Consider the following 23138-nt stretch of genomic DNA (forward strand, 5'->3'; position numbering starts at 1 on the left):
CACCGACGGGATGACCAAGACGATCTTGGTCGGCGAAGCGAGCGGACGCGGGGCACGCAACGGCCCGAGTTGGCGATTGAGCGGCTGTTGGTCGGCCGGAACGAACTGCATCGACACATCGGGAATTATCAACGATGTCGATGCGATCGGGACCGATCAATTCCATTCCGATCATGCCGGCGGAGTCAACATGTTATATTGCGACGGATCGGTCCATTTTCTCTCGGATTTGACCGCTCCGGAGGTCGTTCGCGGACTATGCACGCGCAACGGATATGAAGCGATCCCGTCGGATGCATTCTGATCGCGCCGCGGCCCGCGTCGATTCGAGGGTTTCATGATTCGTCGCCTGCGGATTGCGATCGTTGGTCTTGTGCTGTTGATTCGGTTCGCGCCGTCCGCTCTGGCCTGGAACGAGACGGGCCACATGACCGTGGCCCTGATTGCATATCGCCGGTTGTCCACCGAACAGAAACGGCACATTGCCGAGATCCTCAAGGCGCATCCGCATTACGAGTCGTTGCTCTTGGACAGCAAGCCCGACGACGTGGACGCGGCGGAGTGGGTCTTCATGCGGGCCGCGGTTTGGCCCGATTTGGTGCGGCCGGACCGCTCGGGAAACAAGCCTGAATCGATCACCAAGTATCATCATGGCCCTTGGCATTACGTCGATTTCCCGTTCGTGGCCCCGAAAGACAAGGATACGATCGACGCCGCGCAGCTCAAACCGAACGATCCGAGCCTGCTCACGGCGCTGCCGGATTGCGTCTTGAAATTCAGCCACTCCGACAGCACAAACGAGGAGAAGGCGATCAATCTTTGCTGGATTCTCCACTTGGTCGGCGACGTGCATCAGCCGCTGCATTGCATCTCGCTCTACAACGACGAAAATCGCCGCGGCGATATGGGAGGCAACGCGTTGGCCGTGCGATCCCACGGCACTCCGACCGGCTTGCACGCCTATTGGGATGATCTGCTCGGCACGGGGACGACTTACGTGGCGATCGATCAGATCGCGACCACGATCACGGCCTCTTCGGTCCACGATCCGGACAAAATGCCGGAACTGAAAAAGCACCCAACCGTCGCCTCGTGGGCCGCCGAGAGCCACGAACTGGCCGTGGCGCTTGCGTATCTCAACGGCAAACTGAAGACAGCGAGCTGGCGCGGCTGGGAAAACCGCGAGATTCAGTTGGACGACATCCCCGAGTTGCCGGAGGGCTACGAGGCGAATGCCCGCGAAGTGGCCTGTCGCCGGGTCGCTCTGGCCGGATATCGCTTGGCGGATCTACTGAGTCAGTCGATGAGATAACGGACGTCAATACTGCCGGTCGTCGCGGGCGAAGTAGATATTCAGAAGCGTGTTGCGCACGCCGCAGCCTTCTGGGAGCGATTCGCGGCCGTGCCAGCTTTTCTTGTTCCACGAGTTCGAGACGGCGAATGCGTAGCCGCTGTTGGGCTGGAAGGCGAATTGCTTGACCTTCTCGAATCGGCCGTGCCACGAATATAGCCCCTTGAGCGAGGTCAGCCGTCGCTGGTAGAGAGCCGTGCCCAGCTCGAGCTGCGAGCGGTCGCGCGGCAGGTAGAATTGCATCGTGACGATCTTCGCCCGCCCGTCCGGATGCGGGGCGATTTCGTAGCCGTCCAGATCGCGGAACAGCGACGGTTTGCAATAGGAAACAATCTTGCTCACCTCCTCGCGCTTCACGCCAAATCGCGCCGATAGATCGGTCGCCAACTTTTGAAACACGAGCGACTTGAGTTCCGGCGCCGCGAGCGCCTTGGCGATTCCTTCCCAAAGTTCGCGCTGGCGGACCGGCAACGTGGCTAGGTGCTGCTCGTCGAGCGATATGACGTCGCGGGTGCTCACACCGTCGCGATTGTGATAATTCTCCACGGAGAGCGGTTTGTAGGCCGCCGGGTCCGGCAGGTGCTCCATCATTTCCGCGTAGATATCGTCGGGAAAGAAGTTCTCCACGTAGAAATGCGAGAACGGCTCATCGACGGCTGGCGTCGCCCGCAGCGCGTGCAGCATGTGGTCGAGCACGTAATTGCGAATCCCTTGGCAGGAGCTGACCGTGGCCATCTCGATGGTCTCCGTGGCTGGCGAATCGGGCGAATTTGAGCGTGCGGATTCAACCGAAAACCCCGCCGCGGGTCAAGGTCAATGGCCACCGTGCTGGCATCTCGGCGCATTTCGCAAGTTATGAGCGATAACAGACATACCGCGATCCACTCGTCCCGCATATACTCGGCTGTTATGAAGATCGCGTATCTCGATTGTCCGAGCGGAATCAGCGGCGATATGACGCTGGCCGCCCTGATCGATGCCGGCGTCGATCTGGCCGAAATTCAAGCCGGGATCGATTCACTCGGGGTCGCGGATTGCCGGATCGTGGCCACCGAAGTCAAGCGGAAAGGGTTTCGCGCGCTGCACGTTGCGGTCGAGCATCCCCCCGAGCACGCCCATCGCCACCTGCATCACATCACGGCGATGATCGACCGCAGCCGACTAACCGATCGCCAAAAGGAAACGGCGCGAAGAATCTTCACGCGACTGGGCGAGGCCGAGGCGAAAGTCCACGGCACGACGATCGAGAAGGTCCATTTTCACGAGGTGGGAGCGGTCGATTCGATTGTCGATATCGTCGGCGCCGCCATCGGTTGGGAACTGCTCGGCGTCGAGCGAATTGTCGCCTCGCCGATCCCCACTGGCCGAGGTTTTGTCACGATCGCGCACGGCCGATGCAGCATCCCCGCCCCGGCGACCGCCGAATTGCTGGCCGGTGTTCCGCTGGCCGCCAGCGAAGTGGAAGCGGAACTGACCACCCCGACCGGAGCCGCCATCCTGGCAACGCTCGTCGAGAGCTTCGGCTCAATTCCGCCGATGCGAATCTCGCGGATCGGCTGCGGCGCCGGGAGCCGCGAGCTAACCGAGCAACCGAATGTTCTGCGGCTAATGGTCGGAACCTCGGCGGACGACGCGGCGACGCTCGAACAGATTTGGGTCGTCGAGACGAACCTCGACGATGCCAGCGGCGAATTAATCGGCTACTGCACTACCAGGCTCTGGGAAGCCGGGGCGCTCGATGTCTATACGACCGCCATCCAGATGAAGAAGAATCGGCCAGGTGTGATGCTGAGCGTCTTATGCAGTGCCGCCGACATCGAGCGGGTCGAGGCGGTGCTGTTCCGCGAGACGACCACGCTCGGCGTTCGCCGCTGGCCGGTGAGCCGCCGGAAGCTGGATCGCCGGCGACATGAAGTGATCACCGCGTGGGGCCCGATCGACGGCGTGCTGGCCCTGATGCCGGGGCACCCGCCCAGTTTTTCTCCCGAGTTCGAAACGTGTCGGCGCGTGGCCGCGGAAAAGAATCTGCCGTTGCGAGTGGTGATCGAGGCGGCACAAAAGGCGTTCGACCCTGGCGCAATTTAAAGGAGCCAGTTGCACATGGACGTGCTCGCGGAATCGGCCGGCGGCCCCAGCGGCGCTCAACTGATATTCCTCCTAGGACTCGGGCTGGTGATCGTGGTTCTGTTGGTGCGCTCGCGGCGTTATTTTCGCCAGGTCACGCAGTACCAAGTTCCCACCGCGCGGCCCGTTAGAAAGTCGGAACCAATTAAGACTTCGTCGGTGCCTCCGCCCGACCATGAAAAATGGGAGGTCGCGATGCACGAATTGGCCCGCGAACTCTCGGGCCAATTGGATAGCAAGATTCGCGTGCTCGAATTGTTGATCCGCGAGGCGAATGAGGCCGCGGCACGCCTCGAAGCCGCGGTCGGCAGGACGACAAGTACGAAGCACGAAGTACGAAGTACGAAAGACGAAGTCCTTAATCACGGCTATCGTGCCGTGCCGAACTCGGAAACGCCGCACAACTCGCCGGCAGCGCCGCGTGAAATCGCAGCCTTCAAATCATCGAAACCGTCTTCAAAGCCGTTCAAAATCGCTGGCAATCCGCGGTTCGAGCGGGTCTATGCCTTGGCCGACGCCGGAATGTCGCCTTCCGCGATCGCCAACCAAATCGGCAGCCAGGTCGGAGAAGTCGAACTGATCCTCAGCCTCCGAACGGGTCCGGCGGCATAATCGTCGTCCTCGGCTACCGCCCTGGCACACTGCCTTTTCTTCGCACTACAATGGAGTGAGTAGCGGGACGGTCGATCTCTAGGGGGAGGCGGCGATGAGCAGCATTCTTATCGCGGAAGATAGCCCGACCCAGGCGATTCAGATCAAGCATCTTTTAATCACCGCGGGGTTCCGCGTGGAGGCGGTTCCCGACGGGATTGAAGCGCTGGCTGCGATCGAGCGGAGTCCACCCGATCTGGTGTTGACCGATCTCGACATGCCGCGGATGAACGGTCTGGAACTCGTCGAGGCGGTGCATCGACGATTTCCGCGAGTTCCCGTCATTCTCATGACGGCCTTCGGCAGCGACGAAGTGGCGGCTCGTGCGCTCGAGGCCGGCGCGGCCAGCTACGTTCCGAAACGGAATCTCGAGAAGGACCTGCTCGAGACGATTCGCGATTTGTTGGCGGTCGTCGAGGCGGATCGCGAACAGGCGCGGTTGTCGGAGTTTCTCATCGAGTATGAGACCCGCTTTGAACTAGGCAATGACTTGGCGGCGATTGCCCCGATCGTGGCGCATGTGCAGGCCGACATGGCCGAACTTAAACTGGTCGACGAGACCGAGCGAACCCGGGTCGGAATTGCCTTGGAAGCGGCCCTGCGCAGTGCCCTGCATCGCGGCAATCCGGCATGGATCGAGACCCGGCTGGCGCGCGACGAAGCAGTTTTCGTCGTTGGGCATGAGGGGCCGGGCTATGATTCCACGAAGTTGCTGGGTGGCAATGACACGGCCCGCCTCGGGTCTGAAGCCGATGACGGTTGGCTGCTCGTGAAGAGCTTCATGGACCGAGTAACGCTCAGCGCCGACGGCACGCAAGTCACGCTGATCAAACGCGCGGCGAGGTGACGAAATGCACAATCCGGCGTTGCTCCGCAGGGCACTGGTCGTGGACGACAGCCCGACACAGGCGATGGACCTCCGTCAACGGCTGGTCCGCGGAGGATTCCAGGTGACCGTGGTTCCCAATGGAAACGAAGCGCTCAAGGCCGTCGAGCGCCAGCCACCCGACGTGGTGCTGACGGACCTCGTGATGCCCGAGATGGACGGCCTGGAACTTGTCCGGCGCCTGCGAGGGAATCACCCGGGACTGCCAATCATCCTGATGACTGCCGCCGGGAGTGAAGAGACGACGGTGACGGCCTTGCGGATCGGCGCAGCCGGTTATGTCGCCAAGAAGAACCTCGGTCGCGATCTGTTTCGCACTTTGGAGAATGTTTTGGTCCATTCGCGGGCAGCCACCGCCGCCGAGCGCGCCGCGCGGCATCTCACTCGCACACGCTCGCGCTTCGTGCTGGGCAACGATTGCGCACTGCTTTCGCCGCTAATCGGCCGCCTTCAAAATAATCTGAGCCGTTTTCATCTCTTTGACGAGACCGAACAGACGCAGATCGGGATGGCCCTGCGCGAGGCAGTGGCCAACGCGATGGAGCATGGCAACCTCGAAGCCAACTCGCAATTGCGCGAGGATGACGAGACGGTCTACCATCGGCTGCTCGACGAACGGCGGCGGGAATCCCCGTATCGCGAACGGCGCGTGTTCGTCGTGGCCGAGGAATCGCGTGGCGGCGTATGGTATTCAATTCGCGATGAGGGACCGGGCTTCAATCCGGCCCTTTTGCCCGACCCGACCGATCCGGCCAACTTGGAACGCGTCAGCGGCCGCGGCCTGCTCCTAATCCACGCCTTCATGGACGAGGTTCGCCACAATTCGACGGGAAATGAAATCACGATGGTGAAACGCGTGGCTGTGTTGAACGAGGCCTGAAAGGCATGAATCAAGGCCGGAGAGAAGCATGGGTTTCGAGCGCGCGGTTGAGCCGGTCAATTTCGACCTCGAGAGACGCGAACTGCTCGGCGGCATGCGATAGATCGCCCGACGTTCCCGACGATTCGAGTTGCTTGGCCGTTTCACACGCCGGATGGGCGCCGAACACTCCCGCGGCGCCTTTCAGGGTATGGGCGGCGCGGCGAACGGAAGCGGCGTCGGTCGCTTCGATCGCCTCGCGAAGTTGAGTCAATAGCGTTCGCGATTCGGCGCGGAAAGCGTCAGCGAGTTCCTCGAGCAGCGCGCGGTCGCCGCCGACCTTCCGCAGAGCATCTGTCGCACTGAAGGTGCTCTTAGCGAGTTGGCCTTCGTCGGGAATGCGTGGACGGGTTTTTGGAAAGTGCGACGGGCCCGGCTGGAATGAATGAACGTCCGACTTGAGATTCGAGGTTTTCGACTCGCGCGGCGGCGTATCGGATGGGAGTTCCGTTTTCTTGGCGAATTCCTCCAGGGCAGCCAGCAGTTCCTCGCTTCGGATCGGTTTGGCGACGTAGCCGTCCATGCCGGCGGCAAGGCATTGCTCGCGGTCTCCTTTCATCGCATGGGCGGTCATCGCGATGATCGGAACGTGCCCGCCGGTTTGACGCTCCCGCGCGCGAATCGCTGCCGTCGCTTCCAGCCCGTCCATCACCGGCATCTGCACGTCCATCAACACGATATCAAACGCATCGGTCTTGAGGCGATCAACCGCTATCCGGCCATTGTCGGCCACGGTAATCGTATGACCGGCCCGCCCGAGCAGGGCCACTGCTAGTTTTTGATTTACGACGCTGTCTTCGACCAGCAAGATGCGTTGTGGGCCAATTGTTCGCCGCCGGCTTGTCAACAGGGCCTCAGTGGGCCCTTCGTCCGTCGGACTGATCCGGAGCCCCGCGACGATCGCATCGAACAGCTCGGATTGTTTGATCGGCTTCATCAAGTAGGCCGAAATGCCGGCTTCCTCGCAACGGCTGATGTCGCCGGGCTTATCGCTGGAGCTGATCATCAAAATCACTGCGCTCGCCAATTGCGGCTCCTGCCGGACGCACTCGGAGAGGGCAAAGCCGTCGGCATCGGGCATGTGGCAGTCGGCGAGGACCACAAGATACGGATCGGCCACGGCCACCGCCGCCCGCATCATTGCCAGCGCTTCGTCAGCGCCGGCGGCAAGGTCGGGGCGCATTTCCCAGTTGGTCAGAATCTCCGCGAGGATCGTCCGGTTGGTGGCGTTGTCGTCGACGACCAGTATCCGCATCTGGCGGAGGGTTGTCGCGCGCGTCGTCTCGGGCTCGGCGGAATCTGACGCGGCAACGGTCACGGGCACGGTGAAATGGAATGTACTGCCGCGTCCCAATTCGCTTTCAAGCCAAATCCGCCCCCCCATCAATTCGACGAGTCGAGTGGAAATGGCCAAACCCAGGCCGGTGCCGCCGTAGCGACGCGTCGTCGAGCTGTCGGCCTGTTCGAAGGCCTCGAACACGGCGGCCTGCTTTTCCGCGGCGATGCCGATTCCGGTGTCGCGGACCGAGCAATGAAGAGTGCTGGTTCCGTCTCCTGTGCAAACGTTGACGACGATTTCTCCATGCTCCGTGAATTTGATCGCGTTGCCGACGAGGTTCACCACCACCTGCCGAAGTCGGATCGGATCGGCGATCAGCCGCTCGGGAACACGGGGCTCGACGCGGCAAGCCAATTCCAATCGTTTGCTGTGGGCGCGAAACGCCAGCGACCGCATGGCGTCCCCGAGTCGATCGCGGAGATTGAACGGGATCGGATCGAGTTCGAGCTTTCCCGCTTCGATCTTGGAGAAATCGAGAACGTCGTTGATCACCCCCAGCAGCGACTCACCCGCCTCGTAAACCATATTGAGATACTGGCGTTGCTCCGCGTTCAGTTGAGTGCCGAGCACTAGTTCGGTCATGCCGAGCACGGCGTTGAGCGGCGTGCGGATTTCGTGGCTCATATTGGCCAAGAACGAGCTTTTTGCCAAGTTCGCCGCTTCGGCGGCCTCCTTGGCCTCGCGCAGCGCCTGCTGGGCGCGCTGGCTCAATTCCTCCGCCCGCTTGCTGGCCGTGACATCGTGCGAGATGCCGAATGTGCCGATAATTCGGCCGTCTTTCGAGCGCAGTGGGAGCTTGGAGGTCGAGACCCAAGTCGCGCTGCCATCCGGCCAGGTCTCCTTCTCCACCTTTTTGATGATCGGCAGTTCGCCACGCACCAGTTGCTGTTCGTCGCCGAGCGCTTGCTGTGCGTGCTCCTCGGTGAAAAAGTCGTAGTCGGTTTTGCCGACCGCGTGCTGCGGGTCGCTCAGACCAAACTTCACCGTGTGCGAGCGGCTGATCCGCAAAAACCGGCTCTGTTCGTCCTTGAAATAAATATGATCGGGCAGGTTGTCCATCAGCGTCTGCAACAGATGCCGTTCCTCCTCGAGCGTCTGTTCGATGCGGCGATGCTCCTCGTCGTTGCGGTTGAGCCAATGGGCCGTGTACCAGACGAACGCCACGACGATGGTCGCCGTGAACAGCACGAGCAGTGAAGTTCCCAGCGGCCCCGGAAGAACGCCGCGGAGCGACTCCGAACCGAACGCCCAACCCGCCATGGCGAGCACGCCAATCGACGCGGCCACCGCCGCCCAAAGGCCAGCGGATCGTCGAACAAACAGCCAAGACTGCCGGCTCCGGAACCTGCTCAAAGTTCAACTCCTCTTCACGTACGACGTGCGGCGGAGAGACCTCAATCGCTAGTATCCAGTGTATTCCGCCTCGAAGCAGGCGCAAAGCGGCGATCGCGAGCCGAGTCGGAGTTTAGATCCCAGCGGGCGAAACGGCAGCCACCGCGGCTGAGCGAGCCGAAGCGCTACCAACTGCGGCAACAGCGGCTCAATCAGTTGCAGCTTGTCGCGCCAGGCCTCGCCTTGCCGAATGCCCATCGACAGCGCGTCCCCCTCGCAGATCACATCCAATCGGCAAGGGGGAGCGCCGCATTCGGAATCGTTAGAAACTGCGGTCGTATTCAATCGTTCGACACGCTATTGACTTCGCCACCGCCGCCCGCGAAAGAGCTTTTATCGACTCACAGGTTGCGCGGCGGCAGGTTTAACCGGAACCGATTCGATTCTTGTCGCTGGCATGCTCCGCGCATGCGACTCCACGGCCCGCCGCGAGAAATACAACAGCGGCATCGACATCAGGGGCAGCGTCTCGAATTCCATCGGCAATGTTCCCTGCCGCACAACGAGCAGCCCGTCCTTCGTCATCGACGCCGTGCTGACGGAAGGGGCCAGATGCGGCAGGATCGCGGCAGCCGAGGGGAGGATCGACGCGTCGAGCTGAATTCCTTCGCGTTGTGACTCGGACGAGATGGCGTCGAACGCGAACTGCACGAGCGGATACAACGTGCGCAGCATCGTGGCAGTGTCTACATATGCGATATGAATCGGCCGCTCTTGTCCCTCGAACAGATGGGCCACGTCCGGCACGTCGGCCAACGATTTCGCGCCCGCCGGCCGGGAGAGGTGGGCCTTGATCGTTTGCGGTGACAGCGAAACGATCAGTTCCTTGTCGGTGATGCACCACGCCGGCGCAATCGGCATCGGCCTGCCGACGAAGTTGATAAAGTGAACCTGATTGCCGCGGAATTCGAAGTCGGCAATCGTCGATTCGGGGCGCGGCCCAGGGAAATTCGGGCCGCCACGAGCCGGTCCGATAGCCGCATTGGCGATAGCCCTCAACCGCTCCTCCGCCTTCACCAGGCGTTCGCGATCGCGGACCGGCGCGACGATCGTCAACCCGGTGACGAGCAGTCCCCCTTCGCTCGGCGCGCTGTAAACGCACCACGTATCGCCGACCGCCTTAAAAACGTCTCGCGACAAATCGATCCCCAGATGGTTCTCCGCGAGCGCCAGTCCTTGCTCCAATTGCATCCTGGCCCGAGGGTCGATCTTTCCGGCGATGCTCGAGATGCCGCGATACACGCGGTCGAGATCGAGTCGCGCCGCAAAAGCGAACGTCGCATCTTCCGGGATAGAGGCCAAATCGGCGGGCGCGAGCGGATCGTCGCCGGTCAAATTGAAAATGCCCGCAGGCGGGCCTTCCATGCCGAGCAGCTCTCGGCTCGTCCAACCGCTCCCGTCCAGGCCGCTGACACTTGCCAGCGAGGTGAGAGTGTTCAATCCGAGCGCGTCGAGGACTTGCGGCGGGACGCCGCGACCAGGGCCGCCGGCCTCTTGCACGAGCGTCACAATCTTCTTGATATTCAGAAAATGGACCATCGCCGGGCGCTCGACCGGCAGCCGCTTGCGAATCGCGACGAGCCAGTTCGGCGGAGTCCCCTTGGTTCGCGCGACGATGCCGTCGGCCGAACCTTCGCCGACGCCGACGATCAGATACTTGGCGTCGATGCCCCATTCGACGACCGGCGCGCCTGCGGGCGTCGGAAGCCGCTGCCATTTTCCGCCCGCGGAGATTCCCGGTGGCAGTAGAGTCGCCAGCCGATCAAGCGAACCCTTCACCTCGTCGGTTTGGTCGCCGAGATTGATGATCATGCCACCCTGAATATCCGGCCCCCGCTGCCCGATCTTGAAATCCGAGACGAATAGCGCGGCCGGCCGGGTCAACGCCACCTTGATGAGCTTCGGCGCCTCCTGGGCGGCGATGGCTTCGGGACCCTGGGCATGCTCACGAAGCGCGGCCACGATCCGATGCTCCAGTTCCGCGCTGAAACGCTGAACTTCTTCCTCGGCCAAGAGCCGCTCGGTTTGGTTCTTACTCGCGGCGTCCGCCTTCGCGGTTCCCGACCAACTCAGATACCAGAGGCATTCCTCGGGCGCCGCGCTGGCCATCACGGGATCTTCCGGCAACGGCGGCAGTGAGAGGGGCAGCGGAAGACCGCCGCCGCCAAAGATCAACAACCAAGCCCAAACGGTAAATCCGGAAGCGGCGACCATTTCGAGTTCCCTCCTTTGAGCGAAGACGGTTCAACCGAAAACGAGACAAGTGCTTCGCCGCCGTCGAGCATAGCAATTGCCAAACCCAATGTCCAACTGAGCGGAGGATCGGCACTATCACCGTATTCGTCGCCGGCACGCAAACATTGGCAAGGCACGATCCCAGCGTCACGAAAAAATAGGGTCGTCGAACTCGTCCGCATCTATTTCGGAGGTTCCGTACCGGGTTCAGCGTCAGTCAATCTGCCGGCAATAACGTCGTACTTTTTTAGCCGGTTGGGTGAGCGAATAATGAGCGTTCGATTACCGTTCTCAAGCCGGAAGGCGTCGGTCGGCGACTTATCGAATGTCGCATCGAACTTCTGGTGAGCTACGAATTGCTGGGTGTCGAACACGACGACATTCAACTCGAAATACAACGACTCCGGATTTTTCGGCGGTAAATGGTACGCATTGATGTTCAGATAGGCACCTACCCACAAGTCGCTTCCGCTTACCGGTAGGTAGGACTCGCAGCAGGCTAGTTCGGAATGTGCGGGCGATAACTCACGCCGGGGCTTATCCTTTTCCTCAAGAAAGTATCGGATGTTCTTCGAATCAACCTGTCGATGAGGACCTTCAGGCGAGGGGTGTGTGGTTATCGTGAAACTTTGATCCGTGATAATTCTTTGAATCACTTGGCCCTGCGCGTTCATACGCTCGCCAACAATCTGCGGCGGCGGATGCTCGACTTCAGTCGACCCGCAACCCGCGGCGACGAGCATAACAAGACTGAGCCAATATAGACGCATGACCTTCAGAGTGTACTCCCAATACGATCGAACCGGGGACATTCTGGTTGCCTGAAAAAGCAGAATGTCCCGTTCTCTTCTCCTCTCAGACAGAACGTTTTCGCAGCCCCCGATCGCACCGATCAGTCTTGCAGTCCCTCCCACCACTTTAGCACCCGCAGCGCGCGTAGCGTGTTCCAACGACTGGGCGCGCCAACCGGCTCCAGCTTAAAGTACGTCTTGCCCTTGTAGCAGTTGTGTAAAGTCCAGCGGCCATCCGGACATCGCGTGCCGCGGACGATGTCCAGGGCATCGGTGAGTCGCTCATCGCGCGGTGCATTGACTGCCTGGAAGTAATCCAGAGCGCGGAGAATGTCGTAGTGCCATCGCGGCGGAAACGAGAATCGAATGAAGATCGGCTTGATGATCTCGCCGCTGCGGTGGGATCGGAACAGCTTGTGCACCAAAAGAAACTCGCGACCGCGGCGCTGGGCGGCCTTTAGCAGCGCCCGTTTGCGCCGACGACGCAATTCGTAGTGGCGCAGCCCTTCGAGGACGCTGATGGTGGTGTGGACCGAGGCATGCGTGGCGCCAAGATCCCGCCGGCAGTTCCAGCCGCCATCCGGCATCTGCTGCTTGAGCAGGTGATCCACGAGGACGTCGAGACGGTCGTCGTCAGGTTCGAAGTGGGACAAGATCGAGAGGACCATGCCGGTGATGCACGTCTCACTGCGCCCTCTCCAGCCGTAATTGATCCCGCCATCGCGCTGCAGGCCCTGATCGAGCAGGAGAGCGCAGGCCTTCTTCGCTTGCCGGTTTCCCGCCGGCAGGCCGAAGTCACGGAGCAACAGCATCGAATAGGTCGTTGAAATCCATTTGGGGGAATAAAGCCCGCCGTCCGAGGATTGCCCACCGGCCCATCTGCCGTCGGCCTCCTGCCTGCCGAGCAACGACGCTCCCCATCCTTCCCGCGCCACTTTGCGTCGCTCCCGCCCCACGGTCCGCTCGCCGCGGCCAAGCAAATCGCGCAAGACCTGCCAGCGAATGGCTGGATCGCCGTCGAGAAGCCATTGAATCGTCGAATCGGTGCGCAAGGCGGTGACCATGCGATCAGGCTATCACGCTCCATGGACAGCTTCCAGTCGGTACCGGCAGGCTCGAGTTGCGTGACTTGGCGCGAGGTGGGTCACGGGGGCATCGCCATTGGTATCTTCACATCGCAAAGGCTGCGAGCAATTGCGGTGCAACGGCTTGCCGTAGGCCCGGAGGGCCGAAAGGAAATAGCCCGATCGAAAGATCGGGATTGACTCGCGATATCGCATTCCGATCTTACGATCGGAGCTATTACCTGTCGGGCCTACCGGCCCTGAGCGCATCGCAATTCCTGCTCTTTGAGGGCCTCGTTGACGCGAGCAATAGCGGCAGCTTAACTTTGGAAACTATGCAGAATGTCGCACTTGAAACGATGAGCGATGGTTTGGTAACCATTCGGGCGCCGCTGCCGAGCGACGTCCCGCTCATCATCGCCGCGCGAGATGACGAGCATCGTCAATGGCTCGGTCCTGGCTCGAACCATCCCGGTCCCACCGCTTGTATCGTTGTCAAGGGCGAGACGGTCGGCTGGGTCGACTACGACCACGACCGAGAGCACGACTGGCTGAACGGCGACGAGGTCAACCTCGGGTACTTCATCTTTCCCAGCCACCGCGGCAGGGGATTCGCCACGCGGGCGGTCGAGCTGCTCTCGGCGCATCTCGCGACTGCAACTCCCTACCGGACGGCGAGTGTGCTCATCGACCCTCAGAACGTTCGGTCCCTTGCTGTTGCTCGTCGTTGCGGCTTCAAACTCGTGGGAAAACTCAAAGGTGGCAAGCTCTACTCCCGGCGCTACCTTAGCTAGGAGTCAGCGGCTCTGTTTCAATACCCGATGCGGTTGCCGATTGGCGGTAAAAAGGGGACGCAACGACGCAACTCGTTTCCGAATTGAGTCGCGCCGTCGCGTAACGGTTTTTCCCGTTTTTTTTCTCGTCCTCTTTCATTCCAACAATACTACTGCGGAAGCAGCGACTGCGCATTTCATCTTTTCATCTGAATTCGTGAAACGGGATGCCGATCGCGAAGCGGTTCCCGGACTCGATGCGAGCTAGGCCATGCTTGACCGATTGAAATCCGTAGCCGGCGCCCAGTCGCACCAACCGTGCGCAAGTGCAAAACAAGATGGCGTCGCCCAACCCGGCCGGGATCGCGTGGCGCTCGCAGTCGTCGCACAGCAAGAACTCGCCGCCAGTGAATCCGCTTGCATCGTTCACGGAGGAAGCCAGCGGGCTTAGGACCACCACGAGTTGGATTGGGAAAAACACTTCGCCGCGGATGTCTTGATGGAGCGAGTTGAAGCCGCCGGTTTCGTAGCTCAGCAGCAACGGCGAGGGAGTGGTTTGTCCCGCCGCGGCGCAGCGATCGCGGAACTCGGACCAAGTTGGCGGATACCGTTCTTCGTTTTTTAGCAACGACTGCCATCGGTTGGCAGTTTCTGAAACGTATGGATAGATGAGCTGTCGGATGGCGTCGACAAGCTGTGGAATCGGGTGCGCAAAGTAACGATAGACGCCTTTTCCGAAGCGGCTCTTGTTCATGGCGACCGTCTTGGCGAACCGTCGATCCTGGCCGAACATCGAGCGGAGCGCTTCGCAATCTGTCGCTGGGAGCAGGCCCGGCATGTGAGCCACGCCACGGGCCGAGAGTTGGCCGTCGATTTCCGGCCAGTTGAGGCTGTCTATGCGACCTGTCAACTCGGGCCAGCGGTCGCGGATCGGCAGTTCCACCTGACCACCCCGCTCGTCCGTTGGAAGTCCCGCGTCAGCGTGCTCCGGCGCGTTGCACCCGTCAATCAGCAACGCTTCGTATCCGGCCAACGCGTTCTTGTGGCGGGTCGAATCCGGAGCGTGTCGAGCCGCTTCGCGCCCGAGTGTCACGGCCTGCTCCATCTTCCCTTGGCGAGCGCGGATTGCCGCCAGGCTTGCATACGCTTCCGCGAAATCGGGAGCCAACTGGATCGCCGCCAGAAACGCTTGAGCCGCCGGTTCGCCCTGTTGTATTTCGAGCAGTAGCCTTCCTTGATCGTGCCACAGCACGGGATTTGCCGGATTAAGTGCAACCGCCCGCCGAATGATTCTGACGGCCAGATCGAAATGGTTATCTTCTGCCGCGTCCCAAGCCTCTTGAGCCATGCGGTTTGCGCGTCGTCGAATCTTGTCTCGTTGTTTTTTGGTGTTCATATCTTCCTCGCTGATGCGCGCACGGAGGCGCCGGCCGAGGCGATGGACGGCGACGCAGACCACGCGTGCGAAAGTGTGCCGTAAGTAACTATCCGAGAATCGCCTGGGAAAAGGGGACGGTCCCCGTTTTGCTCCGGCCACCCTCACCCCGGCCCTCCCCCGTCAAGGGCGAGGGAGAGTTCGGGGGACAGTCGTCGGCGGTTCTCGGTTAGGCTGAAAGTGCAGAGAATCCCCGCGTTCCGCGGAGAGATGCGGAATGACGGCCGCAGGGGGATGCACTAACTGAGGAAGATTGGAGCGTATTGCATAACAATCACAGACCGAAAAGCAACCAAAAGGTTCGCGAGATGATCGCGACCCACGGAACTCGTTCAAGAACAACGCGGGCGTTTCGTCAAACGCCTGCACGAGCCGCGCTCCGACGCGAGAAGAGTCAGACGTATCCGTCTTTGTAAAAAAGCTTATCCAAAAACGAAGAATCTCATTCCAGGCGAGTTTCCAAAAGCCATAATGAGCGCTGCAAAGCTTCATTACGCAAGTCCAAATCCGCGGCGGACCAAGGCCTCCGTCGCTCGTCTGATATCGCCGCACATCGCAAGAGCGGTCCTGGTTATGAAGGTCGGCGACCCCGCTCCATGCAATCTTCGCGGCGACGTTCCTGGGATGCCGCTTCCGATCGCTGAAAAGGTCGCCGAAAGAGACCGCCGCGTGAGATCAACATGAGGCGCTACTTCCGGCACCAGCAGCCAGATAAGCCAAGGCCCACGAGCCGGCGCAAGCTGTCGCTCGAGGTCTTGGAAGACCGAATCGTGCCCAGCAACATCCCCCTCAATGCCAACACCTGGACCAATCTCGGTCCGGCCCCGATGGGCAGCATCTGGAATGGGCGCGTCATGGCCGTCGCGCCCGATCCGTCCGATGCCAACGTCATCTATCTCGGCGCGTCCAGCGGCGGCGTCTGGAAATCGACAAACGCCGGCGCTAGTTGGGTCCCGCTGACCGATAGTCAGGCCGTACTCACGACTGGCTCGCTCGCGATCGACCCGATGAACCACCTTACCGTTTATGCCGGAACGGGCGACTGGTCGACCGCGCCTGGGATGGGCGTACTCAAGACCACCAACGGGGGCAGCACCTGGACGCTGCTTGGGCAATCGCAGTTCAACGGCAAGTCGGTCACCGACATTGTCGTCGACCCGACCAACACCAACCACCTTTATCTCTCCTCCATCCCGGGCGGCGTTTACCAGTCGTTCGACGGGGGCAGCACCTGGGCCAACATTTTTTCGGCCGACACGTTCTTCAGCCTCGTGATGGCCGCCAACAACCCGCTCGTGCTCTATGGCTCCTCGAACTATGCGGGCGGCGTCTGGAAATCCATCAACGGAGGCAGCACCTGGACGCAGCTCTCGGCTCCACATGGCGGCAGCGTCGGCGCCACGTTCCTGGCGATCTCCGCCACGAATCCCAACGAGCTGTTCGCCACCTACTGGAACGATGGCACGGGAAGATCGAACGCCTATCGCACTCTCGATGGGGGCACGAGCTGGACATCGATGAACCTGCAGGCCTACGGCGGGATGAGCAACGTCATCATCAGTCCGACCAATGCCAATCTCGGATTCATGGGATCCACAGATCCATTCCTCGAGACCACCGACGGCGGCAAAACCTGGACCAACATCGGCTCGCCCCACGTCGACCATCACGGCATCGCCTTTGACGCCAACGGCAGTCTGCTGGAGGGGAACGACGGCGGCATCTACCGTCTCACCAATTCGAACCCGCAAAGCCCGCAGTGGACCAGCCTCAATGGAAGCACGCTCTCCATCGCCCAAATCATCGGCATCGCCACGAACCCGTACAACCGCAACTTCGCCCTGGCCGGCACTCAGGACAACAGCACGGTCGAGTTTGCCGGCAGCATCGGCTGGCCGAACGACGTCATCGGCGGCGACGGCGGCTGGACCGCGATCGATCAAACCAATCCGAACACCATGTATGGAGAAACCCAAGGACTGAACCTACAGCGGTCCGACGACAATGGCGCGACCTGGACGGGGATCATGAATGGAATCAACCTAAGCGATCCCGCCAACTACTACGTATTTTATACAATGGATCCGTCCAACTCGTCGCGCCTCGTCTACGGCACGAATCGCGTCTATGAGACCACAAACAAGGGCAACAACTGGCACGCCATCAGCGCGCCCAACAGCAACGGCTGGAACTCGACCAACAACATCCAGGCACTGACCATCGACCCCAATCATCCCAACAGTGTGTACGCCGTGGCCGGTGGTACGATCTTCGTCACAACCAACGACGGCGGCAGTTGGAGCCAACTGGCCGCCCCCGGCGGTCTCACGGATAGCTTCCAGCAAGTGCTGGTGGACTCCACCAACAGCTCGAGCCTCTATATCGTCCGCAACGTCTCGGGAGGCGGCCAGGTCTTTCACAGCAGCAACGGCGGCGCGTCGTGGAGCAATATCAGCGGCAACTTGCCGACCAATGGAACGCATGCCATTGCCTATGACCCGCGCAGCGGCACCATCTTCGTGGGCGACTTCACCGGAGTCTGGGCCTCGACCAACGGCGGTGCATCCTGGTCCCGCTATAAGACCGGTCTCCCCAATGTGTTTGTCAACGGCCTGGTTCTAAATCCGCGTCTCAACGAGCTGGTGGCCGACAGCTACGGTCGAGGCATGTGGGCGATCACCTTGACCTCCAACCCCGATCTGCCCAGCGGTTGGTCCGGCGCGGATATCGGTAGTCCCCGATACTCGGGCGATGATTATTTCGATGGAAGCTCTTGGACGGTCAGCGGCGGCGGCTCGGACATCGGGAACACGTCCGATCAGTTCAATTTCGCGAGTGAGAGCTTCACGGGCGATGGCATTGCCACAGCCAAGGTCACCAGCCTCGTCAACAGCAATCCCTCGGCCAAGGCGGGAGTGATGTTCCGCAACAGCACGGCCGCCAACGATATGTTCGTGGACGTGGTGGCCACACCCGGTAACGGCGTTTCGCTGCAATGGCGGAGCAGCGCCGGCGGCAGCGCTAACTCTGTGCAAGTGAGCGCGGTCCCCGCGCCTTCGCCGAGTTCGCCAGTGTGGGTCAGGCTCGTGCGGTCGATGAACGGCTTTGCCGGCTGGTATAGCACCGACGGTGCGACCTGGCAGCAGATCGGCTCCGCGGTGACTGTGAACATGGCCGGCGCGGCCCAGGTCGGGCTGGCCGTCACATCGCACAATAACAACCTCATCGGCGGCGCGGCATTCAACACTGTCGGCGTCGTCTCCACGCAAGTCACGAACAACCTGGACAGCGGTCCCGGTTCGCTACGTCAGGCGCTGCTGAATGCCGCCACGATCTCGGGCGTAACGCCGACGATCCGGTTCACCTTGCCAGCGGGGTCGCAGACAATCAATTTGCTCACGCCGTTGCCGGCGATCGGCGGGCCGATGGTGTTCATGCTCGATTCCACACAACACGTGACGATTGCATTCCCTACGGGTCCGGGTTGGACTAGCTCCAGCTCGCTCACTCTGACCGGCGCCGGCACTCTCGCCGTGACCGGCGGCGGCATCGAGGGCACGGGCAATCTGACAGTCGATGCCGGCAGCAATTTGACGGCTGGCCACATCATTCAGGGCGCCTTGGTGATCGGCGGCACGGCGGTCAGCCCGGCGATGGTCACGATCGCCGCGAGCGATGCCAATGGGAATCCGCTGAACTCCGTGGCGGCTGTCAGCACCAGCGCGGCGATCCTTGCAATGGCCAGTTATCCGCAGCCTGCCCCGACGACTGCGGAAAGCGCGTCGGCGGTCGCAACAGCCTTTACACTGACTTCGAACAGCGGCGTATCTTCGACCTCCGACGCAGCAACATTTCTCGAACGGCAAACTGCCATTGTCGCAAACGGAAATGGCAAGTTGCTTCATTGCGACGCCGTCGCTGCTGCGTTCGCGGATTCTGATGTGCTGGAGTGGGCGGCCTCGACTCCGGCCTCTCGGTATTCGGCGGCCGACGCCGATATCTCTCTATTATCCGACGATCTGATCGATGCGATCGGCCGACAATGGCCAACGTGAATCGGAGACGTGCAACGTTAGCCCCCGTCCGCGATGAGCAGATAGTAGATATCGGTGCAGATTTTTGTGGGGTCGCTATTCCATTCGTCTTTCCAGTGTCCGTAAGTCTCCCAATTGGGGCCGGCCAACTTGTGCCCATTGTCGGCGCACCACAGACGAATCGCCTCATGTGCTTCCTGAAGCAGGCCGTAAGGCCCGTAATGAGACGTTGTGGCAACGAGGCCGGCTGGGGTCGCTGACCCGACAACTTCGCCGCATCCGGCGAACGCGGACTCTAACTCGACGCCCACTTCAAGGTTGATCTGATCGTCCAAGTAGACCGCGACATGCCGTCCAGCCCCTGGAATCTGTTGCGAGCGGACAACATTCCAGACGGCTCCACAGGCTTCCGGAACGACCTTGGAGAGTTCCCGCAATCCTGCGCGACAGCGCACGACCGCCAGCGGACGACTGCTAAGTTGTTCGAGCCGGACGTTGTATTCCATTCAAAGGCTCTTCGCGGCGGCCCTTTTTCCGCGTCCCGCATTGCAGCAGCATACGCACCGCGGCCCCGCCCGGCGATGGTCAGCCAATCTGGCTTTGGCCGTCGCAGACGCAGTCCGCAGACAACGTTAATTCTTGCCCGCATCCTTGCTTGGCTGCTTCTTGGCGTCCTTCTTGGGTTTCTTGTTTTTCTTGTCGTTCTTTTGACGATTGTTGCCTTTTCCCATCTGTCGTACTCCTGTTTTTGATGAATGAGCCGGCCGCGAAAAGAGGTGCTGAACAAGTGCGCCGAGCGCACCAGTCGCGCTCAGCAGGTTCCCGAGCATACCAAATACTCACCTGTTTTTGAATCGCGGATCAATAGCGACCGGCGACGACATGCCGCCTTCGTGAGCGAGATTCCGAAGTCGCGATTGACGTCGCTGCCGCCGGACGAGACCCAAAAAAAACCGCCAGCCCATCCGCTTCCTGTACGCCGCGAGTTTCTCAAGCGACACCCGCGGAACGAACACCGGTGCGACATCCGAGCACGGAGATGCTCGATCGCTCCATTCATTTGAGCCGTTTCCGCTCCGCGCGCTCCCGAATCTTGTCGATCCAGTGTCCCCAACCCTTGGGCATACCTTCGCGATGTTGGGGCGAAATCAGTCCCATGCCGCGATGCACGAACGTCAACCGCGTTCCGCTCCCTTGGGCGACAAAGCGATATTGAAGATGATTCACCGCGGGGTACGACATCATCAGCGGCCCACAGATTTCGAGCAGGGTCGGCGGCTTGATCACCTGCACATGCCCCCACAAGTGACCCGCTTTATCGCCCAAATCGCGAAACCACCGCCCACCCGGCCATGCTTCCAGCTTGAACGGCATCGCCGTGCCATCCATCATTTGCGCGTCTGGGCCAAGCTCGTCGAGCATCGCTTCGAAGGCGATCTCGATCGGCGCCGCGATGTCGGTCGCTTTTTGAATCTCGACTGTTTCGATCGAATGTTGGGCCTGTGGTGAGTGTTGGTGCTGTGTGTCGGTTGTCATGAGGTTCCTTTCTTGCCGGTTGCTCGCCCGGGCGCGCTCGACTGAGCGAGGGCGCGCCGCTCGGCCCGCGCACGGATGCGGTCGAGCTGGCGCTCCCAATGCTGTTCGAACGTCTTGACCCAGTCGTAGACCGGCCGCAATTGGTTGAAGTTAAGTTCGTACACGCGACGTTGCCCCTGCTTGCTGACGGAAACGATGCCGACCTCCCGCAGCACGCCCAAGTGCTTCGAAACGGCCGGCTGCGGCAGTCCCAGCGCCACGACGATTGCCCCGACGGCGAGGCGGCGGCGCCGCGAAAGCAGATCGATGATCTGCCGCCGTCGCGGCTCGGCGATAGCGCTGAAAACGTCGGACGCGGCAGATGCTCGGGACATGCCGGGATTATATTCTCATTACGGAATATGTCAAGCGGGGCGTTGGAGAACCCTCGATGAACACAACCTTCGTTGAATTAGTGGTTGATGGAGATATCGTTGATTTGAACCGTATTCCGCTGCCAGCCGATACCCCGATTATGGACGAGCGGTTCCTACCCATTAGGTAATCGCTTCGTCGATCGAGTCGCTTGCCGCACCGGACCCGGCCAATGATAATGGGTGGCCCCGGTGTTCAAGTCGGAAATCGTCGTCACGGCGCGGATTCGGCTTTCATTCAGATTGTTTGCGAAATTCTGGTGAACCTCTCGGCGCCCAGCGGCGTCTAATGTGTTGAATGGACGAAGCATGATCTGCAATTCGGCAGATCAGGTCGATTGAAAGCGGTTTTTCCGGCTGCGAGGTTCCCGTGGTTTGGTTAAGGCTGAGTTCGATCCTAGAACGCATAGCGACGTTTTACTCCGCGCCCGCCGCGGGTAATACGTCGCTCCCCTTGCGCTTGTGACGCTCGGCCAACACCAAGTATGCCAACAACTTGAAGGCCCGGTGTCCAAGCGACGCCGGGCCTTTTTCGTTGGCTTGTTAGTTGCGGATCAAGGGTTGGTGGCTGAGACGGTATAGCGCCTGGCTGAAGACCAGGAGACGAGGATTCGAGCGCCTCCCGACCCACTGGCAAGGCTCTTTGACAATTCGATCAGGATTCATGGCACCCAGGATGTCGCGGAATGAACGCTATGGGTTCGAGTCCCACCTGAGCTATTGTGTTTCATCATTACTACCGCCCTGCTCGCTTGCCTTGGGGCAAGCGTGCTCGGTTGCTCGTCCTCGTGGAGCAGCCTGGAGTGCTCGCCTGCCCGTCAAGCAGGAGATCACGGGTTCAAATCCCGTCGGGGACGCCGTTTGAATTGACGCAGGTGAGCCAGTGCTCAGTGGAGTCTCATAAGCTCCAAGCGCCGGGCGCGACACCCGGACCTGCAACTGAGGAGAGGGACTACAGGCTCGGGGCTAGGGACTAGGGTACGCGCAAGCGGGGTCGGCGCGAAATGAATGGACTCCGCACATTCGACGAAGCTAGTTTGTGCATTCGACGAAGTCGGCGGATATTCCCCAGCCCCTAGCCCCGATTCCCTAGCCCCGGCTTGGAAGGTAGCCGGACACGGTTTGCCGGGCCGCTCTGCTAAGGCGGTTCTCGCTTGTCGAGATGAGGGTTCGGCTCCCTTGCCTTCCGCTTGGTTGGTCGAGATGAAGCATGCCCCGATGGTGAAATGGACATCATCCGAAATACGAATCAGCGAGTCGGTCACACTTCGTACTTCGCACTTGGTACTTCATACTTGATTCGGTGTCCGTGGTGTAGCGGTTTCTGCACGGCTGGCTCGGGCACCGACCGAAGGTTGGTCGCCAGACGGTGGCGGTTCGGCTCCGCCCAGATACCCCCGAGGAAATAACGAATGACGAATGTCTAATGACGAAGAGGATCGCGTGAGTTTCGTCGCGCCGCGGCGGATCTTCGACATTCGTGCTTCGTCATTCTTTAGACATTCGTCATTAGACATTTCGACATTGGTGAAATCATGACCAAGGTACTCGAGCGCCCGACGCTGGTCCTAAACCGCAACTGGCAGCCGGTCAACGTGGCAAGCGTCGCCCGGGCGCTGGTGCTGGTGTGGAACGACTCGGCGCGGGTTGTCGATCCGGACGATTACCGGCTCTACACCTGGGCCGATTGGTCGACGATCGCGCCGGGCGAGGGCGATCTGTTCATCCAGGCTGTGCACCAGCGGCTGCGGGTGCCGGAGGTGATCGCGCTGGCCGGCTACGATCGACTGCCGAGCGCCGCGGTCAGCTTCAGCCGTCGCAACATTTTCAAGCGGGACCATTACGCTTGCCAGTATTGCGGCGCCCAGCCGGGAAGCGAAGAGCTGTCGCTCGACCACGTCGTGCCGCGCTCGCGCGGTGGCCAGTCGAGCTGGGAGAACTGCGTGCTGGCCTGCATCGCCTGCAACAAGCGGAAGGCCGATCGGATGCCGCAGCAGGCGGGAATGAAGCTCCGCAAGCTGCCGGTCCGGCCGACCTGGAAGCCAATGTACGCCCGCGACAGCGCGCGGATCGAAAGCTGGTCGCGGTTTGTGAGCGAGGCGTACTGGAATGTCACGCTGGAAAAATGAGCCTTGCGAGTGTGCCGGATCAGCACGGCAGTCCTCGAAACCTTGCTTTTGCTACCGCCCTGCGCT

19 protein-coding genes and 2 tRNA genes are annotated in these 23138 nt (G+C 60.9%); 11 read left to right on the forward strand and 10 right to left on the reverse strand.

Going from position 1 to position 23138, the window contains the following annotated elements; all coding sequences use genetic code 11:
• The coding region (locus VGY55_21245) for a DUF1559 domain-containing protein (GenBank protein HEV2972510.1) at positions 1-304 on the forward strand (304 nt) is incomplete at its 5' end.
• 33 nt (positions 305-337) lie between these two features.
• A complete protein-coding gene (locus VGY55_21250; GenBank protein HEV2972511.1) occupies positions 338-1312 on the forward strand; it encodes a S1/P1 nuclease in 975 nt (324 codons plus the stop codon).
• A 6-nt stretch (positions 1313-1318) separates the two neighbouring features.
• Here VGY55_21250 and VGY55_21255 read toward each other — a convergent pair whose 3' ends face one another.
• On the reverse strand, positions 1319-2086 hold the full coding sequence (locus VGY55_21255) for a hypothetical protein (protein HEV2972512.1): 768 nt from the start codon (positions 2084-2086) through the stop codon (positions 1319-1321).
• Positions 2087-2260: 174 nt separating this feature from the next.
• Here VGY55_21255 and larC point away from each other — a divergent pair, with 174 nt between their 5' ends.
• The 4 genes from larC to VGY55_21275 all read left to right on the forward strand — a co-directional run bounded on the left by larC (position 2261) and on the right by VGY55_21275 (position 5892).
• Positions 2261-3436 (forward strand): nickel pincer cofactor biosynthesis protein LarC, encoded by a 1176-nt coding sequence (larC, locus tag VGY55_21260; protein HEV2972513.1) that lies wholly within the window; start codon positions 2261-2263, stop codon positions 3434-3436.
• A gap of 15 nt (positions 3437-3451) precedes the next feature.
• Entirely contained in the window at positions 3452-4087 is a 636-nt protein-coding gene (locus VGY55_21265; protein ID HEV2972514.1) for a hypothetical protein, read from the forward strand.
• A 94-nt stretch (positions 4088-4181) separates the two neighbouring features.
• Complete coding sequence (locus tag VGY55_21270) at positions 4182-4973, forward strand: response regulator (GenBank protein HEV2972515.1); 792 nt, start codon at positions 4182-4184, stop codon at positions 4971-4973.
• Between the two features lie 4 nt (positions 4974-4977).
• Positions 4978-5892 (forward strand): response regulator, encoded by a 915-nt coding sequence (locus tag VGY55_21275; GenBank protein HEV2972516.1) that lies wholly within the window; start codon positions 4978-4980, stop codon positions 5890-5892.
• 10 nt (positions 5893-5902) lie between these two features.
• Here VGY55_21275 and VGY55_21280 read toward each other — a convergent pair whose 3' ends face one another.
• From VGY55_21280 to VGY55_21300, 5 genes are all read right to left on the reverse strand, one after another.
• Positions 5903-8623: a response regulator gene (locus VGY55_21280; protein ID HEV2972517.1), complete on the reverse strand. Its 2721-nt coding sequence runs from the start codon at positions 8621-8623 to the stop codon at positions 5903-5905.
• 48 nt (positions 8624-8671) lie between these two features.
• Positions 8672-8893, reverse strand: coding sequence for a hypothetical protein (locus VGY55_21285; protein ID HEV2972518.1), 222 nt, complete (start codon positions 8891-8893; stop codon positions 8672-8674).
• 102 nt (positions 8894-8995) lie between these two features.
• Complete coding sequence (locus tag VGY55_21290) at positions 8996-10876, reverse strand: hypothetical protein (GenBank protein ID HEV2972519.1); 1881 nt, start codon at positions 10874-10876, stop codon at positions 8996-8998.
• A gap of 203 nt (positions 10877-11079) precedes the next feature.
• Positions 11080-11640 carry a hypothetical protein gene (locus VGY55_21295; GenBank protein ID HEV2972520.1) on the reverse strand — a complete coding sequence of 187 codons (561 nt, stop codon included), beginning with the start codon at positions 11638-11640 and terminating at the stop codon, positions 11080-11082.
• 149 nt (positions 11641-11789) lie between these two features.
• Complete coding sequence (locus tag VGY55_21300) at positions 11790-12752, reverse strand: hypothetical protein (GenBank protein HEV2972521.1); 963 nt, start codon at positions 12750-12752, stop codon at positions 11790-11792.
• A 197-nt stretch (positions 12753-12949) separates the two neighbouring features.
• Between VGY55_21300 and VGY55_21305 the strand changes: the two genes are divergently transcribed.
• Complete coding sequence (locus VGY55_21305) at positions 12950-13546, forward strand: GNAT family N-acetyltransferase (GenBank protein HEV2972522.1); 597 nt, start codon at positions 12950-12952, stop codon at positions 13544-13546.
• A gap of 184 nt (positions 13547-13730) precedes the next feature.
• Here the strand turns inward: VGY55_21305 and VGY55_21310 are convergent, their stop codons facing one another.
• Positions 13731-14921, reverse strand: coding sequence for a 2OG-Fe(II) oxygenase (locus VGY55_21310; GenBank protein HEV2972523.1), 1191 nt, complete (start codon positions 14919-14921; stop codon positions 13731-13733).
• A 719-nt stretch (positions 14922-15640) separates the two neighbouring features.
• Here VGY55_21310 and VGY55_21315 point away from each other — a divergent pair.
• The gene (locus tag VGY55_21315) at positions 15641-19015 is read left to right on the forward strand and encodes a hypothetical protein (protein HEV2972524.1); all 3375 of its coding nucleotides are present in this window, start codon (positions 15641-15643) and stop codon (positions 19013-19015) included.
• Positions 19016-19032: 17 nt separating this feature from the next.
• Here the strand turns inward: VGY55_21315 and VGY55_21320 are convergent, their stop codons facing one another.
• From VGY55_21320 to VGY55_21330, 3 genes are all read right to left on the reverse strand, one after another.
• Positions 19033-19500 (reverse strand): GyrI-like domain-containing protein, encoded by a 468-nt coding sequence (locus VGY55_21320; protein HEV2972525.1) that lies wholly within the window; start codon positions 19498-19500, stop codon positions 19033-19035.
• 550 nt (positions 19501-20050) lie between these two features.
• Entirely contained in the window at positions 20051-20530 is a 480-nt protein-coding gene (locus tag VGY55_21325) for an SRPBCC domain-containing protein (protein ID HEV2972526.1), read from the reverse strand.
• Positions 20527-20904 (reverse strand): metalloregulator ArsR/SmtB family transcription factor, encoded by a 378-nt coding sequence (locus VGY55_21330; GenBank protein HEV2972527.1) that lies wholly within the window; start codon positions 20902-20904, stop codon positions 20527-20529. Before VGY55_21330 ends, VGY55_21325 begins: the two co-directional genes overlap by 4 nt.
• Positions 20905-21501: 597 nt before the next feature.
• Here VGY55_21330 and VGY55_21335 point away from each other — a divergent pair.
• The 3 genes from VGY55_21335 (at position 21502) to VGY55_21345 (ending at position 23072) form a co-directional block, all read left to right on the forward strand.
• Positions 21502-21573, forward strand: a tRNA-Phe gene (locus VGY55_21335).
• Positions 21574-21725: 152 nt separating this feature from the next.
• Positions 21726-21800: transfer RNA gene (locus VGY55_21340), tRNA-Asp, on the forward strand.
• A gap of 678 nt (positions 21801-22478) precedes the next feature.
• Complete coding sequence (locus VGY55_21345) at positions 22479-23072, forward strand: HNH endonuclease (protein ID HEV2972528.1); 594 nt, start codon at positions 22479-22481, stop codon at positions 23070-23072.
• The last annotated feature ends 66 nt before the right edge of the window (positions 23073-23138 follow it).

The sequence above is a fragment of the Pirellulales bacterium genome (assembly GCA_035939775.1).
In the GTDB taxonomy this organism is placed as follows: Bacteria; Planctomycetota; Planctomycetia; order Pirellulales; family DATAWG01; genus DASZFO01.